Here is a 15361-nt window from a genome sequence, read left to right on the forward strand (position 1 = left end):
CATGGCAAATATTACCGAACTTGCAAATTACGCCCAAGCAAGTGCCGAACAACTTGGCATTAAAAAATTTGATATCTACGGTTCCTCAGTAGACGAAACTAGCGTCCAAGTAGACACCGGAGAACCAAAACAAGTCAAAGCCTCAAACCGTTCTAGCGTTATGGTGCGCGTGTGGAATACCGATAATACAATGGGAGTCACAAGCACAACCGATGTAGACCCCAAAGGCTTAGAACTAGCATTAAAGACAGCCTACGAAGCTAGCTTCTTTGGAGTTAAAGACAATATCCCAGATTTTAGCCCCGAAGCAACTACACCAATTGCTGCCAAAACTGAAGAAACTGCACCCCAAGCGCCTGTATCGGAGCTAATTGAGACGCTAATCAAAGCCGAGAAAGATTTACTTGCAGCCCATAGTGCGATCGCAAGCGTACCCTATAATGGCTTATCTCAAAGGGATGTCAATAGATTTTACCTCAATAGCGGCGGTGCAAGACGTAACGAAGCGCGTTCATACGCGTCAGTTTATCTTTATACTAGAACCGAGCAAGAAGGCAAAAAACCACGTAGTGCTGGCGCTTTTCGCATCAGCCGTTCTCTCCCTCAGCTTGATATTTCATCTTGCTTGCAAGAGGCGGCAGATAAAACAGTTAGTCATTTAAACTACGAAAAAGTCAAGACAGGCAAATATCGGGTAGTTTTCTCAGCCGATGCTTTTCTGAGCCTATTAAGTGCCTTCTCTAATTTATTTAACGCTCAAAATATTCTCGACAAACAAAGCTTATCTACACCCGAATCTTTAGGCAAGCAAATTGCTTCGCCACTATTGTCCTTTTACGACGATCCCTTGCATCCAGACAACGTCGCCGCCGAAACTTTTGATGGGGAAGGTACGCCCACGCGCAGATTGCCAATAATTACCAATGGCGTATTGAGCAATTTTATTCACAGTGCGGGTACAGCCAAACGCATGAACGCTCAACCTACAGGTCACGCTAATATTGGCGCTAAGGTGTCTGTAAGTCCCCACTTTTATCATGTCACAAGTGAAACTCCAGCCGAACGGGAATATAGCTTAGATAACGCCGAAAATGTCATATTCATCGACGATTTACAAGCTCTGCACGCAGGCGTAAAAGCCTTGCAAGGCTCTTTCTCACTGCCTTTTGATGGTTGGCTCGTCAGCAATGGTAAACTAACGAGTATTGAGTCAGCAACGGTAGCTGGAGATATTTTAGAACTGTTCCAATCGATTATTTATATCGAAAAGGAAGCAGAACTAACTCCAGGGGGAATTTGCCCTAGAGTCTGGGTTGATAACTTATCGATCGCTGGCGAGTAAACTTAGATTTGTTGTGGTGTCCAGGTAGGACCATTACAGCGAGGACCTGCTGCCGTCCAGAGCAAGCGATCTATGCACATCCGGCGTGCCTCCATGCCGATATCCCAGGCATGATAAATTATGTATTCTTGACCGCCTGGACTTACTGCAATCGAGTTGTGACCAGGACCTAATACGCGATCGCTTATCGATCGCAGCACTCGCGGTCCCGATTCATTTCCCGCATCCGAGTAGGAACCCATCACCCGATCGGCAACGCCATAATCAACTCCGTAGGTGTCCGTTTCCCAACGCCCACCACTGTAAAAGCAGTAGTATTTGTTTTTGTGTTTGCGAACGCAAGGTCCTTCTAAGGTATGCCAATCGTACACGCCACCATACATCGGGCGATCGCTTAAAAACCGTTGCCAATCATGACGGGCGCGTAACACCACCTTTGTTTCCCCTGCTAACTTCGTCATAGTTAGCAGGCGATCGACTACCAGTGCGGTTCCCGCCCGTACGCCATTTTCTGTATCGAGAAAATCTTGGGCAAAGAACAGATACCACTGCCCGTCATCGTCTTGGAAAGGGCTAGGATCGATCGCAAACGGACAAGTTTCGAGAGCGACTAATGGCTCACCTAGATCCTGATACGGTCCTAAAGGTTCAGAACTGGTAGCAACCCGTAGCTGATGATTTTTATCCTCATGCCCAACGGAGTAATACAGGTAAAAAAGCCCTTCGTGGTAAGCAACTTCAGGCGCCCAAAAGTTATTTCCTAGTGCAGGATCGGGGCGTAGCATCGCGTTTCCAGCAAATTGCCAGTTGACTAAATCTGCCGATTGCAGTACGGGAAATACTCGCTGCTTAGGACTATCATCTACCTGCCCCGCAGCTTCCGCCGGACCTGTAGCGATCGCGTAATATATACTTTGATGCTGCCAAACAAAGGGATCGGCAAAATACTCTGGATAAACTGGATTGGTGTAGGTTGACGCTACCATCAATACTGGAAATTCACGTAGGTTTCTCTCGCTTCTTCAGGCAACTGCTCTACGGTTTGACAGCGAAGCAACTGCTGAAGTTGAGGCGATAAGTTATTGTAATAATCTTGCCCCAGCGTTAAATCTACCTTATGGGTATGAAGCCAATGCATGACATAACCCATCACAATCATCGGGCGTGGCTGCGGTGTCCTGTTGGGCGTACCTCGATGCAGTGCTAGGGGCGATCGCACCATTACATCTCCAGGCTGCATGAAAAACTGCTCCATCGCAATTTCCCTTGCCCGAATTTTGACCAATCCCTCCTCACGCGGCATAACGTGCGTTCCTCGCGCCATCTCAAAGGGACCATTGTCAGCAGTCACTTCTACCAAGGGAAAATTAACTGCTAGCGCATACAAGGGCGTGACAATGCGATCGCAAAATAGCGGACGAAAATCGCGATGGATCTCTTGATACTCCGATCCTTGCATGGGAATATCTGCCGCTAGCTGAACTAGCTTGTATTCTTGATAAAACACGCGCTCGAGTATGCCTAAAATGGTCTGATTGGCAAATACCGCTGTGTTGGCAAACGGAGCCACCCAAGGCAATGTCACATAGCCGCGAGCAGTCCCTCTAGGAGCTACTCCACCTGGTTGCTGTTGCCGCTTTTGAAATAAAGCATCAAAGGCAACTGCCCATTCTTCAATTAGTTCGCTATCAAATAGTCCGCGAATTACACAAATTCCGTCTCGATTCAAATCTTCTGCAAACCGATCGATATCGACCTCTGTGAAGTTTGCAGTACCTAGCTTGCCAACCATTTTGCTGCTTGCTCCAATTCTGGATGCTGGGGCTACATTTTGCATTTAAGCAGAGCAAAATGTAGCTTGCTATACTTTTCTATTCTGCCCAAAGTTATAAGCACAACAGCAAAATTAGTATCAAGTCTTTAAAAATCGCAATCTTTTTGCTCAAAAACTCCATCTGGCATTGCGCGACCTTAAATTACGAATTACGAATTACGAATTACCTTCTACCCTGCGCTGCGCGACTGTCCGCTATGCAAGCGCGGATCGTCTGAATTTGGTGCAGCAGGGGCAGAAAACTTAGAAACTTGACCTCTATTACTTTGAGCGTACGGTAAAGGAGATTCGGCAATCAAAGCATCTAAATTGCTGCTCATAATCGTGCGGGGTTGCTTACCTACAGTTTGAGCGATCGCATTTCCATCTTTGCCCATAAATACAAAATGCGGAATCCCATCTACCCGATACTTTAAAATCTCTGGCAGCCATTTAGTGTTATCTACGTTCAGCATGACAAAATTTACTGACTTATCGTAGTCTTTCTCTAATTGAGCAATATCAGGAGCCATCGCCTGACAGCTACTACACCAATTAGCATAAAATTCCATCAAAGTCGGCTTACCATTACTTAGAGCAACTTCCAATGGGGTAGATTGCTCGTCCAAAGTAGCTAAAGAAACTGTGTTACCTTGAGTTTTCAAGCCTAAAAACAAAGCTACACTCAAAGCAACAGCTACTAAAACAATTAATAAATTTCTAACTTTTGCTCCCACACTTACCTGCGCGGGTTGCCCTACATTCTCTGTCATAAATTTAAATTATTAAGCGTAGATAACATTTTCCACAATTTTAGTCTAACTTTAACTTCCTCTTTAGACTTATGAAAAAACGAGTAACTCTAACTTTTCCCAAGCGTACTATTCAAATGCCAGTCACTTACAGACTAGCTAAAGATTTTAACGTTGCTGCTAACATTATCCGCGCCCAAGTAGCGCCCAACCAAATCGGCAAATTAGTTCTAGAATTATCAGGAGACATCGACCAACTAGAAGCTGCTATCGATTGGATGCGATCGCAAAACATTGGTGTATCGCAAGCTTTAGCCGAAATTGTCATCGACCGCGATATTTGTGTAGACTGCGGTTTATGTACGGGAGTATGCCCTACAGAGGCTTTGACATTAAACCCTGAGACATTTCAGCTAATATTTACGCGATCGCGCTGTATCGTCTGCGAACAGTGTATCCCTACTTGTCCGGTGCAAGCAATCTCAACTAACCTCTAATCCAACTTAAATACATCTGCAACAACATCGCTATCGCTTTGCAATCTTGCTTCAGCAGGCGAATCGTACAATACTAATATCGACCGAGTTTGAGTAAATTCAGTAAACAGCGTCATTCCCTCAGCATGGTCATCGCCATTACCATAAGGAATTTCTTTGATTATTTCTGGTTTTGATAATACATCTTCTCGGATATTTACGCCATTTTCTAATTTATAAACTCTAACTGGACCATCTAAATCCATTGTTGGTCCTGCTAAAATTAATAAATCTTCTCCATCCAAACACAAATCTCTAATGCCTAAACCATTTAAGTAGATAAAATGCTTTTTATACAATTGGTTGGCGGATAATTGTTTTAATTTTAGTAAGTTTGGAGCGCTCGATTCTAGTTCTATTTCTAACATTACAGCCCAACCGCGCAATACTGGACCGCGCAAACCTAGAAAAATTCGCTCTTGATATACAGCTATACCTTCAATATCAAAACCATTTTCTTTACCAGGAATTGTTGCTTTTACATACGCTCCTAAATGTACGTCATTGAGTAAAGCTTCCATCAGAAGATTGCCTTGTTGGCTAACTTCTAATTTGGCTGCACTTATTGTTTCACCTGGTTTATCTGGATGCGGGCAAGATTTTACTAACTCTCCATTAATTAACGGGATTCGCCCAATTATGTAACGATTTGGTTCTGCTTGAAGTTTAGTTAGTCTGTCAATATTTTTTTATCAGTTTTATCAGGTTTAGGCTTTTTTCGCTTCCAACTATGAGAACCTACAAACCACAGATAAGGAGCGCTATAAGCAAATCCTTCTATGTCAATTTCCTCTTCAGGTAGTGCAGGTAAATCGATAAAATCTGTGACTTCAAAATGTTTGTGTTCGGCAAAAGTTTTGTCGTCAATATATGATAGTCGTTCAATAGTTGATGTTTCATCCGAACCTAACCATAAATGCTTATCTGGAGTAAGGCGTACTGCCGAGACATCTTTATGGTGTTCTTTAAAACTATCTGTGAATTTAAGTAACACTTGCTTTAATAAAGATGAATTATTCATATTTTATTTAACACTTATTGAAAACTAAGAAATGATATTATATTATAAAGACGAATTAAGCCTAAGTAAAATTTTTGTAGGAAGATTTAGTATGGGTGACGCTAATTCATTTATGCCTTTGGAAATGATGATAGCACCGCAACATCCGCTAGCGACTAATTTAGAACTATTATTGCCCGATATTCAACATTCTTCTTTAGCAGAAATTATAGCTATTCAAAAGCGCGATCGCATTCCTGGCATTGTCAAACGTATTATACCTTGGGATACTAGCACTTCTTGGGAATATTGGTGGTGCATCCCCGATCGAATATTGTTACCTGAAGATGTGGAATTGTTGCAGAGTGATTTGCCAAGAGTTACAAGTATTTTAGCTAAATTAGTTTGGCTGTGGGGCGGACGCTGCATTGATGCAAATACAAAGCAAGCATCAGAACTTAAATTAGTTCATGATTGGCAAGAGATACTTAAATTTGTGCAAAATACCAACTTAAAACCCGACATATTTGACATAGATTTTTTGCCGTTAACAGTTAAGGAAGATAGCGAACAACCGCAATATATAGCTGTCGAACCTCCTCATTGGCATATTGAATTTTTCCAATTACAGGCGGTAGGTGATACTTATCAGCTTCAACAACACGAAAATCTTTGTAGCTGTCAAGTCTGGACTGGCAAGCCCTTCTTGCGCCATCTAGACACCGCAGAAGCAACGATTCGCTACGATATGTGGATATCTCAACCTTTGGATATGACAAGTCCTCCTTGGCGATCGCTCTCCATTGTAGGGTTATGATACTTTAAGTCGTTAGTTAGATCGCTACTGTACTTAACTTAGGCACAATAGTTAGCAAAGCAACTAATGCCTCTCTACATTGAAGATAGGCAAAACTTTTATGATCGTCACTGATAAAAAAACTCAGACAAATACATTAGGCGACTGGGCAGCTATTGCTATTGATAAACACTTAGAAAAAGTCATCAAGCACGAAGCCAACGTACTTAAAGATAAAAGCCCAGAAGATTTGCATCAGATGCGCGTAGGGATGCGTCGCTTGCGTAGTGCGGTTACAGGATTCGCCCCAGCTTTAAAACTACCCAAAGCAGCCCAAGAAAAAAAGATTGGTAAAATTGCGCGAATTTTAGGAACTTTGCGCGATTTAGATGTATTGCAAGCAGCACTAGAAGGCGAATATAAACCAAGTTTACCTTCAAACGAACAGAAAGATTTGGCAACAGCGCTAGATGATTTAGACAAACAACGGCGTAACGCTGTAACAGCAGTCAAAGAAACTTTGCATAGTAAAAGCTATAAGTCTTTAAAGCAGTCATTAACTAAATGGTTGCAGCAGCCCAAATATCAAGCTATTGCTCAAATGCCTATAGAGGAAGTATTGCCAGATTTGCTGTTGCCTGAAGTAAGTAAATTATTGCTGCATCCTGGTTGGTTATTAGGTAAGGAAATTAAGCAAGCAGAAATAGAAACAGTAGAGCAATTATTAGCAGCAGAAGGCGAAGTTTTGCACAGTCTACGCAAACAAGTTAAGCGCACTCGCTACCAAATGGAAGTATTTAGCGACTTTTATGGCGAAGCTTACACAGCTTATTTAGAAGATGTAAAAAGTATTCAAGAAATCTTGGGCAAAATTCAAGATGGGGCAGTTTTAGCCGATTTTCTACTGGAAGTATCAGATAAGGAGATAAAGCATTCTTCTCCTACTTTGGCAAATCAATTAGCGCAAAAAAGTTACGAAGCTTGGCAACAGTGGCAAAATTTACAGCAGCGGTATTTGAATATAGATGTCAGAAAAGGCTTTCATGTAGCCATACTTGAGCCTAGTATTGGCAGCAGGTAAGGAGCAAACACAAATTAATTTTATTATCCTTGGGAGACTGCGATCGCATTGATATCAATTTTGCGATCGAATAATACTCGCGGTTTGAGTAAAATCCTAAATAGTAGCAATAGCGAACTAAATTCTCCTGGTGTGTCTTGACGCTTCCATTGTCCTGGACGACAGAATAACATTTCTACTAAGCATCTGTGTTGAATGAGATTAATTTGCTCAAATGTGACTCTAACTCGCGGAAATTCGTCTTTATAGCCTATTTGGACTATATTTACAGGCAATATTAGCTCATCTTCGACAATTTCCATTGTTACGGGTAAATTGCTATCTAAAGTAATTCCAGCTTGTGTTAGGGCAATTTCTGCCCCTACTTCAGAAATTGCTGTAGTAACTCCCCAATACTTTTGCGCGCCAACTTGTAGCTTTATTACTCGCCGTAAATTGAACCATTCATACAAATCTGGTTTGGGTACATCTAACAAAATAAGTAGCGCTACGCCTAGCAAAATTAAATTGTAGGCACTCCACAGCCACCCTAAACCAATACCCTTAATTGCTTGTGCAACTTCAGGGGAAACAGTTGTCGCCCACATTGCTTTTACCGCGCACATTCCCAAATTGCGCCACAAGCTGACAGCAGTAGCCACAAATATAATTATTAATGGTAAAGCTAAATGCCAGTTAAATGCAAAGCGATCGCTTGCCGTACCTTTGGGCGTGACTTTAAATCCTTGCGAAAAAGGATTTAGCATTACTTGGATGACTGTCACAGCTAGGGGAAAGCATAGCACCAAAGAATATATATCAGATAACAAAGCCGAACGCGATCGCAAATTTAGCCAGCCGAATGCTGTTAGCTGCACTAAATAATAAGGCAAAAAGAAATACAATAATTCTAGTGTTGTTGCTCGAACCGGAATTACTCCTAAAAATGAGTAAGCTAAAGGTATAAGTAAAAATCCTACACGGGAAATACTGCTAAACCAATGCAATAATCCTTCTAAATGAGCTAATCTTTGGATTGGTCTTAAGCCTTTAATTGTTAATGGATTAGACTCAATAAAAAATGCTTGTAAAGTACCACGCGCCCAGCGCAATCTTTGCGTAGCATGGGCGGCTATATTTTCAGCGGCTAAACCTGCGCTTAACTTTTCATCTAAATAAATCAACCGATATCCTAGAGCAGATAAACGAATACCTGTAAAGTAATCTTCACTGAGTGAATCAGTCACAAAACCGCCTGTAGCTTGCAATGCAGTCCGTCTGACTATAAAAGAAGTACCCGCACAAATAACGCTATCAGCGCCATCTCTGATCGGTTGAATTTGCCGATAAAATACTTCTTCTTCTGAGGTGACGATATTTTCTAAGCCAAGATTGCGGGCAATAGGATCGGCATTATAAAAGCTTTGTGGTGTTTGTACTAATGCTACCTTTTCGTCTACAAAAAAGCCTACAGTACGAGTAAGAAAGTTTTTTGTTGGGATAAAGTCAGCATCAAAAACTACAAGTAATTCTCCAGTAGTATGATGAAGCGCGTGATTTAAGTTGCCTGCTTTAGCATGACTGTTGTCAGTTCTAGTTAGATATTTGCAGCCTAATTTATCTGCTAATTCTTTTATTTCTTCTCGTTGTGTATCATCAAGTAAATAAATAGTTTTATTATCATAATCTAGCACTTGGCAGCCGATAATAGTGCGGCGCAAGATAAAACTTGGTTCGTTATAAGTAGGAATAAAAATATCAACATTTGGGTTAAAAGTACCATCAACTACTAAAGCAGATTTTTGGTCTGCTTCGCGGCGACGTTCTTTGACATTTAGCATTAAAAATAGCCCAATAGTACCGCTAACTAGCATCAACAGTTCTAGAAAAAATAAACCTAGACTGAATACACCGTTAAGAGGATCGCTAAGATTTAGAGTAGAAAGCGATCGCCATAATACATAGCGTACAGTCAAAATTATTAAAATTCCCACCACTAACCGCCGCGACCATAACCGAGGCTGTGGCGAAACCTTCATCACTGCTAACACTAGCACTAACAGCAATACTGTAGGCGCAAGCAATACTTCCCCCATCACCATTGGCACTTGTAGCCACATGGGCGGATTTTCTTGAAAAGTATGGAGATAAGCGAAAATGCCCTCAATCGTACCTTCGCCAGCAAACCAAAGCGCAACTATAAGGCTGGCGCAGGCGATAATACCTACCAATACTATAGTTGCCGTCCGCGACCTCTGAACTCTTTTGAGTTCGCTACGTTCTAAATTTGGGTTGCCAAACTGAGAAATAGTCATATTTATGGTGTTGGTAGGATTCCCAGGCTATATAAAGCAAAAAAGTCAATTTTAAAGTGATTGTACTAAGTTACTACAGCAGTTGTTAAACAAATTACCAGCTTTTTCTAGTGCGAAGATGATTTTTTGCCGAAGCTAAGATGAGATTTTCCTGAAAAATATGACAACTAATTTACAAGTTGATAACATCTTGCCTAACTTTACACTGCCAAATCACCAAAACGAACTGGTGCAGTTGTCTGACTTTACTCAGCCTAGTTTGATGGACAAAAAGCTGGGATTTTTGGACGGTTATCCGCTAATTTTAGTATTTTACCGAGGTTTCTTCTGCCCGCGCGATCGCCAGCAGATGACGCAATTAGTCCAATTTCAGCAGGAATTAGCAGTTAACTACTGTCAGTTAATAACTGTTAGTACCGATGCACCCTTAGTCCAAGCTGCTTTTCGGGCTGGGTTGGGGGCGCAGTGGACTTTTTTAGCTGACGAGAAACGCCACGTTATTAAGCAAATAAATATCCTCGATGAAACTGAAGGCGAGTATGCCAATCTCGCACAGCCTTATACATTTGTGCTACGTCCCAATTTAACTATTTACAAGATTTATAATGGCTGGTTTTTTGTCGGGCGACCAACTTTAGAAGAATTACGCCAAGATTTACGTGCGATTATGCAAACTACGTCTAACTACAGCTATGAAGCTTACAATACAACCAAAGTTAAACAAATTCGCATCCCAGCACAAGAATGGTCTAACGGTACGCCACCTTTAGGTGCAAACGGGCTACCAGTAGCGCAGGGCGTGGTACGCTGGTTTGATTTTAAAACTGGTAATGGAGCGATCGCACGTCAAGACGATTCTGAAGAAATCTTTTTTAATTTCACAGCCATTCCTGGCGAGGGTTATCGGACGATTGCACCAGGGACAAAAGTCAAATTTGAAATTATTACCAGTGAATTTGGGATTAGCGCCCGAAACGTGCAACCTTACCAGTGAATAATAATACTAAGTATCTAGGAGCTTTGCACTCATGAAACTGAACTATTTGCTAATTTTGGGCGCAATTACTTTAACTTGCGGTTGTGCAACACAAGCTTCATTGACTCAACCTCAACTACAACCGACTACAGCAAGTCCAGTTAGTTCTACTCCGAAACAAAGTATTAAATCTGGCACTTTTGTTGCTGGCGAACACGAAACTACAGGTGGCGCTCGGATTGTGAGGGAAAATGGTAAATACTATCTAGAACTAGATAAAACATTTAAAACTTCGCCTTCAGGTCCCGATTTATTCGTAATTCTGCATCGTTCTGATGACGTACTGGCTACTACTCAACCACCTGTCTATCCGCTCAAAAATGGCGATTACGTAGTTCTTGCTCGCTTACAAAACTACAGTGGCGCTCAACGTTATGCGATCGCAAGTAACATCAACTTAGCAAATTATCAATCGGCTGCTATTTGGTGTCGTCAATTCAACGCTACTTTTGGGACTGCAAAACTCAGCGTTTCGTTGCCTAAAAAGTGATTTTTGTCAATAAGAATTTGCTAAGAAAATTCTGAAAATTAGCTAGCTTACTTCTTAACTTGGATTAATTCTACATCTAACAGACGCTTTTATAGTGTCTGTGATGTTATTTCAGAAATTGTTGCTATCGAAACTTAAATTGTGTCGCATTAACCTACATCTTTTGCACAGAGGTTTTATATGGTAGAACTTAGAGACGCTTTCACTCTGTTGCATCCAGCGATCGCTATTTTCTTCGTTTTTCCGCTAATTGGGATGGTTGTCAACTTAGCTTGGCAAACTCGTCAGCGTCGCTTGCAAACTAAAGCTGGAGATAAAAGCAAAATTCCGCCTGTAGTTGGTGGCGAACACAATCGCTTAGGAAATTGGCTAACAGCAGCAGTTGTAGGTGTTGCATTACTAGGGTTAGCGCACCCGATTATTAAAAACATCTTGACTAACCAATTAATTAGCAAAGAGCCTTTTCAAGTGCTATTTATAGCCTTGATGTTCTGCTTAACTATTGCCTCGTTAGTATTTCTTTACCAAGCAAAACAGCGATTGTGGCGAGGAGTTTTTGCAACTTTAACAGGTGCGGGATTAGTTATCTTAGGCTGCCAAGATGGAGTTTTTCGGCGCACGAATGAGTGGTATTGGTCGCATTATTACATTGGGCTTACTGCTGCAATGTTAATGATATTTTCGTTAGCGATCGCACCTGCAATTTACAAAGATAAAACCCATCGCTGGCGCATTGCTCACACAGTTTTAAATTGTATTGCTCTATTACTATTTATCGGACAAGGAATGACTGGAACGCGGGATTTATTAGAAATTCCTCTCAGTTGGCAAGAACAGTATATTTATCAATGCGATTTTGCCAACAAAACCTGTCCTACCCCGACACCACCAAAAGGATAAATTTTCATGACGTTGCATATATTTTGTAGAGACGTAGCAATGCGTTGTAGAGACGTAGCAATGCTACGTCTCTACGGGGGGTGGCGATGAAAAAAATCGATCGCATTTGGCAAAAAATCGATCCATTTTCCTTACGGGTACGATTAACTGTAGGCATTGCTGCCGTCTCTGCTGTAGGAGTAGGTAGTATAGCCCTGTGGACAACGTGGCAAATGCAGCAGATTTTAGTTAACAGTCACAAACAAAATATCGAACTAATTGCCGATCGCTTGCCAGGCGATATCAAACTTTATAGCGATATGTTCTCTACAGAAACATCATTGCGTAAAGCGATCGCCAATCTTACTACTAACAAAACAGTTATTTGGGTAAAACGTCCTGATGGCACAATTAACGACAAATCGGTAGTTCCCCTAGATAGCGCAGCGATAAACTTAATTTCACAGATGCAATCGCCTCTTAGCACTCAAGTGTATGAGATCGGCGATCGCTATTTTGTTGTCAGTGGTAAGGTTTTGCAAGTTAAGGCAGAGAAATTAGGACTATTGTTTGTAGCGCAAGATATATCCTACGAGCAAACAATGTTTTTGGCATTGGTGAGGAGTTTAGCAATTGTCAGCTTACTTGCCTTAGTCATTATTACAGTAGCGATCGCCTGGTACATTCAGAAATCCTTGCAACCCTTGCGGCAAATCAGTCAGCTAGCAGGAACTATATCAGCTAACGATCTTGCTCAAGCCAGGTTAAATCTCGAACGCGCACCTACAGAAGTGCAAGAATTAGTACATACCTGCAACATGATGTTAGATCGCCTGTCTCAATCTTGGGAACAACAGCGCCAATTTGTCGGTAATGTTTCTCACGAGTTGCGTACACCCCTAACTATAGTTCGCGGTTATTTGCAAAGCGTTCTCAAACGAGAAAATAACCTCACACCACCGCAAAGGGAAGCACTAACAACCGCCGCCTCAGAAGCAGAAAGTACGATTCGTTTATTACAAGATTTACTCGATTTAGCAAGGGCGGATACTGGTTACTTGCATATGCATCTCGAACTATTGCTGCTAAATGATTTGGTGGGGGAAGTTGCAGCAATGGCGCAACAATATAGCAATCGAGAAATTACACTCGAAACAAGTAATAGTAAAATCGTTGTGAAAGCCGATCGCCACCGTCTCAAACAAGTGATACTAAATTTGATTGATAATGCTGTTAAGTATTCTGACTTGCATAGCGCGATCGCGATTAAATTAGATACAAGTGACCAACGAGCAATAATTCACGTATGCGATCGCGGGTTGGGTATTCCCTTACAACACCAACAGCGTATTTTTGAACGTTTCTACCGCGTAGATGAAGCCCGCAATCGTGCTACTGGTGGCTGTGGTTTGGGTTTATCGATCGTCAAAACTTTAGTTGATGGCATGGGTGGTAATGTTACAGTTCGATCCAAACTAGGAGAAGGCAGCATTTTTACTGTAACTTTACCTAGTGCGGCATAAACCATGACAGCGCATATTTTGTTAGTAGAAGATGAAATTAAGCTAGCTAAGTTTATCGAATTAGAGCTAGGTTATGAAGGCTACCAAGTCAGCGTCATGCACGATGGATTGGCTGGATTAACGGCAGCGCGGGAGTTGCAGCCAGACTTGATAATTCTAGATTGGATGATGCCTGGTTTATCGGGCATAGAGATTTGCCGCCGTTTGCGGACTACTGGCGATAAAGTGCCAATTATATTATTAACTGCTAAAGATGAAGTAAGCGATCGCGTAGCTGGTTTAGATGCAGGCGCAGACGATTATTTAGTTAAACCTTTTAGCATTGAGGAATTGTTAGCTAGGATTCGGGCAAGGTTAAGGCAATTACAAGAAGTTGATGTCGATATATTAGAGTTTGCTGACCTCAGTTTGAATCGACGCACAAGGCAAGTATTTAGGGGCAAAAGGTTAATTGAATTAACTGCTAAAGAGTTCGATTTACTGGAATACTTATTAATGCATCCCCAGCAAGTGATTACGCGCGATCGCATTTTACAGCAAGTTTGGGGCTACGACTTTATGGGCGACTCGAATGTTATTGAAGTCTACATTCGCTATTTGCGCTTGAAGTTGGAAGCAACAGGCGATGCGCGGTTAATTCAAACAGTGCGAAGTGTTGGTTATGTTTTACGCGATTAGATATAGTACGAGCTAATTTTGGCTGGCAATATCTCTGTTTAAGGCTCGTGTTATCCTGCGAGCAGAGCCAGAGAAAAGGCTATGTGCTGTGCGATTAAGAATAGAGCATTGAGAAACTGTTCGCTTTTTGCTAATATCAATCTCTTGGAACAATATCTTGCAGAAACTTCAAAACTGCTGCTGTAACTACGCTTGCCGCACCAAATGAGGCATCGTGGCCGCAATTGGGGATAATTTCTAACTTAGAATTGGGGATGCGATCGCGTAATTTTTTCCCATCGCTATAAGGATACCAGCTATCTTGTTCGCCCCACAATATTAGCGTTGGACACTTAATCAGACCCAAAGCACTTTGAATTTTACTAATTAAATTGGGTTTATTTGCTTGTAAATGCTCAATTTCCCGCGCTGCTATTTGCACTTCTTGAGCGGCTTTAGCAATAGTGCCAGGTAACTGGGTAAACGGGTAGCAGATCCAGTCTAAATCCTCCGCAGTCAAGATTGAAGGGTCATACAGTACGCTGCGCCGTTCTACAGCCATAACTTCTTTAAACAAGGGTGCAAACAAATAAGTCAGGCGCAAAGAATCAATTGTCTGTGCAAGCTCAAACGGTATTTGCGAGAGCAACAACATTCCCCAATGCGGCAAGCTTTCGGGAAAAATTGGTACGTTTACTACCACTAATGCTTTAACTAACTTAGGGTACGCTTGAGCAAGTCCTAAGCTAACTAATGCCCCTAGAGATTCGGCAACAATTACAGGCGGTTCATTGCATAAGGCGTTAATAACTCGCTGCATTTCAATAATTTGATGGTCGGATCTTTCAGGGTACATCGGCTTATCGGAAAACCCATAGCCTTTAGCATCAAAACAAATTACTCGAAAATGTTGCGATAGCGGCTCAACACAGTGCCGCCAATTATAACTCCAACTACCCAGCCCATGCACCAAAAGTAGCGGTATTCCTACTCCTTTTTCGCCATAAGCAATTTGAACGGGATAACCGTTAGCATCAATGATTGTTAGGGATTGTCTTCCTTGGGGAAATGTCGCTTGCCACCAGTCTCGCATTAGTTTTGTGAATGTCAAAATTAACTATTTTAAGCTTGCCATGTCAGGCAGATATATTTGCACCTGTTT

The 15361-nt window shown here is 41.8% G+C and carries 14 protein-coding genes and 1 pseudogene; 9 read left to right on the plus strand and 6 right to left on the minus strand.

The features are described 5' to 3' along the window. The first annotated feature begins 1 nt into the window (after position 1). The gene (locus tag UH38_RS04200; RefSeq protein ID WP_045053381.1) at positions 2-1342 is read left to right on the plus strand and encodes a TldD/PmbA family protein; all 1341 of its coding nucleotides are present in this window, start codon (positions 2-4) and stop codon (positions 1340-1342) included. A gap of 2 nt (positions 1343-1344) precedes the next feature. Here the strand turns inward: UH38_RS04200 and UH38_RS04205 are convergent, their stop codons facing one another. The 3 genes from UH38_RS04205 to UH38_RS04215 all read right to left on the minus strand — a co-directional run bounded on the left by UH38_RS04205 (position 1345) and on the right by UH38_RS04215 (position 3928). Continuing rightward, entirely contained in the window at positions 1345-2328 is a 984-nt protein-coding gene (locus tag UH38_RS04205) for a glycoside hydrolase family 43 protein (protein ID WP_045053382.1), read from the minus strand. Then, the gene (locus tag UH38_RS04210) at positions 2328-3134 is read right to left on the minus strand and encodes a phytanoyl-CoA dioxygenase family protein (RefSeq protein WP_045053572.1); all 807 of its coding nucleotides are present in this window, start codon (positions 3132-3134) and stop codon (positions 2328-2330) included. Before UH38_RS04210 ends, UH38_RS04205 begins: the two co-directional genes overlap by 1 nt. A 212-nt stretch (positions 3135-3346) precedes the next feature. Continuing rightward, positions 3347-3928 carry a thioredoxin family protein gene (locus tag UH38_RS04215; protein ID WP_045053383.1) on the minus strand — a complete coding sequence of 194 codons (582 nt, stop codon included), beginning with the start codon at positions 3926-3928 and terminating at the stop codon, positions 3347-3349. 71 nt (positions 3929-3999) lie between these two features. Between UH38_RS04215 and UH38_RS04220 the strand changes: the two genes are divergently transcribed. After that, complete coding sequence (locus tag UH38_RS04220; RefSeq protein ID WP_045053384.1) at positions 4000-4404, plus strand: NIL domain-containing protein; 405 nt, start codon at positions 4000-4002, stop codon at positions 4402-4404. Here the strand turns inward: UH38_RS04220 and UH38_RS04225 are convergent. After that, positions 4401-5464, minus strand: a pseudogene (locus UH38_RS04225) (DUF3616 domain-containing protein). The gene UH38_RS04220 and the pseudogene UH38_RS04225 overlap by 4 nt on opposite strands. A gap of 91 nt (positions 5465-5555) precedes the next feature. Here UH38_RS04225 and UH38_RS04230 point away from each other — a divergent pair. Together UH38_RS04230 and UH38_RS04235 are read left to right on the plus strand one after the other, a co-directional pair. Next, the gene (locus UH38_RS04230) at positions 5556-6260 is read left to right on the plus strand and encodes a hypothetical protein (RefSeq protein ID WP_045053385.1); all 705 of its coding nucleotides are present in this window, start codon (positions 5556-5558) and stop codon (positions 6258-6260) included. A gap of 100 nt (positions 6261-6360) precedes the next feature. Beyond that, the gene (locus UH38_RS04235) at positions 6361-7320 is read left to right on the plus strand and encodes a CHAD domain-containing protein (protein ID WP_045053386.1); all 960 of its coding nucleotides are present in this window, start codon (positions 6361-6363) and stop codon (positions 7318-7320) included. 23 nt (positions 7321-7343) lie between these two features. Here the strand turns inward: UH38_RS04235 and UH38_RS04240 are convergent, their stop codons facing one another. After that, positions 7344-9614 (minus strand): glycosyltransferase family 2 protein, encoded by a 2271-nt coding sequence (locus tag UH38_RS04240; protein ID WP_045053387.1) that lies wholly within the window; start codon positions 9612-9614, stop codon positions 7344-7346. Between the two features lie 160 nt (positions 9615-9774). Here UH38_RS04240 and UH38_RS04245 point away from each other — a divergent pair, with 160 nt between their 5' ends. From UH38_RS04245 to UH38_RS04265, 5 genes are all read left to right on the plus strand, one after another. Then, positions 9775-10608 carry a redoxin domain-containing protein gene (locus tag UH38_RS04245; RefSeq protein WP_045053388.1) on the plus strand — a complete coding sequence of 278 codons (834 nt, stop codon included), beginning with the start codon at positions 9775-9777 and terminating at the stop codon, positions 10606-10608. A gap of 34 nt (positions 10609-10642) precedes the next feature. Then, entirely contained in the window at positions 10643-11140 is a 498-nt protein-coding gene (locus UH38_RS04250; protein WP_045053389.1) for a DM13 domain-containing protein, read from the plus strand. Between the two features lie 180 nt (positions 11141-11320). Next, positions 11321-12040 carry a DUF4079 domain-containing protein gene (locus UH38_RS04255; protein ID WP_045053390.1) on the plus strand — a complete coding sequence of 240 codons (720 nt, stop codon included), beginning with the start codon at positions 11321-11323 and terminating at the stop codon, positions 12038-12040. Between the two features lie 86 nt (positions 12041-12126). Beyond that, positions 12127-13542, plus strand: coding sequence for a sensor histidine kinase (locus UH38_RS04260; RefSeq protein WP_045053391.1), 1416 nt, complete (start codon positions 12127-12129; stop codon positions 13540-13542). A 3-nt stretch (positions 13543-13545) separates the two neighbouring features. Then, on the plus strand, positions 13546-14220 hold the full coding sequence (locus UH38_RS04265) for a response regulator transcription factor (protein ID WP_045053392.1): 675 nt from the start codon (positions 13546-13548) through the stop codon (positions 14218-14220). A gap of 136 nt (positions 14221-14356) precedes the next feature. Here the strand turns inward: UH38_RS04265 and UH38_RS04270 are convergent, their stop codons facing one another. Next, the gene (locus UH38_RS04270) at positions 14357-15292 is read right to left on the minus strand and encodes an alpha/beta fold hydrolase (protein WP_045053393.1); all 936 of its coding nucleotides are present in this window, start codon (positions 15290-15292) and stop codon (positions 14357-14359) included. Positions 15293-15361 lie beyond the last annotated feature (69 nt).

Origin of the sequence: Aliterella atlantica CENA595, from assembly GCF_000952155.1 — a bacterium.
In the GTDB taxonomy this organism is placed as follows: domain Bacteria; phylum Cyanobacteriota; class Cyanobacteriia; order Cyanobacteriales; family Chroococcidiopsidaceae; genus Aliterella; species Aliterella atlantica.

Bases quoted from the DNA above. Each gene is read 5' to 3' on its own strand.
- UH38_RS04260 (WP_045053391.1), top strand. From the start codon at position 12,127: ATGAAAAAAATCGATCGCATTTGGCAAAAAATCGATCCATTTTCCTTA.
- UH38_RS04230 (WP_045053385.1), top strand. From the start codon at position 5,556: ATGGGTGACGCTAATTCATTTATGCCTTTGGAAATGATGATAGCACCG.
- UH38_RS04240 (WP_045053387.1), bottom strand. From the start codon at position 9,614: ATGACTATTTCTCAGTTTGGCAACCCAAATTTAGAACGTAGCGAACTC.
- UH38_RS04265 (WP_045053392.1), top strand. From the start codon at position 13,546: ATGACAGCGCATATTTTGTTAGTAGAAGATGAAATTAAGCTAGCTAAG.
- UH38_RS04200 (WP_045053381.1), top strand. From the start codon at position 2: ATGGCAAATATTACCGAACTTGCAAATTACGCCCAAGCAAGTGCCGAA.
- UH38_RS04220 (WP_045053384.1), top strand. From the start codon at position 4,000: ATGAAAAAACGAGTAACTCTAACTTTTCCCAAGCGTACTATTCAAATG.
- UH38_RS04215 (WP_045053383.1), bottom strand. From the start codon at position 3,928: ATGACAGAGAATGTAGGGCAACCCGCGCAGGTAAGTGTGGGAGCAAAA.
- UH38_RS04270 (WP_045053393.1), bottom strand. From the start codon at position 15,292: ATGCGAGACTGGTGGCAAGCGACATTTCCCCAAGGAAGACAATCCCTA.
- UH38_RS04210 (WP_045053572.1), bottom strand. From the start codon at position 3,134: ATGGTTGGCAAGCTAGGTACTGCAAACTTCACAGAGGTCGATATCGAT.
- UH38_RS04205 (WP_045053382.1), bottom strand. From the start codon at position 2,328: ATGGTAGCGTCAACCTACACCAATCCAGTTTATCCAGAGTATTTTGCC.
- UH38_RS04250 (WP_045053389.1), top strand. From the start codon at position 10,643: ATGAAACTGAACTATTTGCTAATTTTGGGCGCAATTACTTTAACTTGC.
- UH38_RS04235 (WP_045053386.1), top strand. From the start codon at position 6,361: ATGATCGTCACTGATAAAAAAACTCAGACAAATACATTAGGCGACTGG.
- UH38_RS04245 (WP_045053388.1), top strand. From the start codon at position 9,775: ATGACAACTAATTTACAAGTTGATAACATCTTGCCTAACTTTACACTG.
- UH38_RS04255 (WP_045053390.1), top strand. From the start codon at position 11,321: ATGGTAGAACTTAGAGACGCTTTCACTCTGTTGCATCCAGCGATCGCT.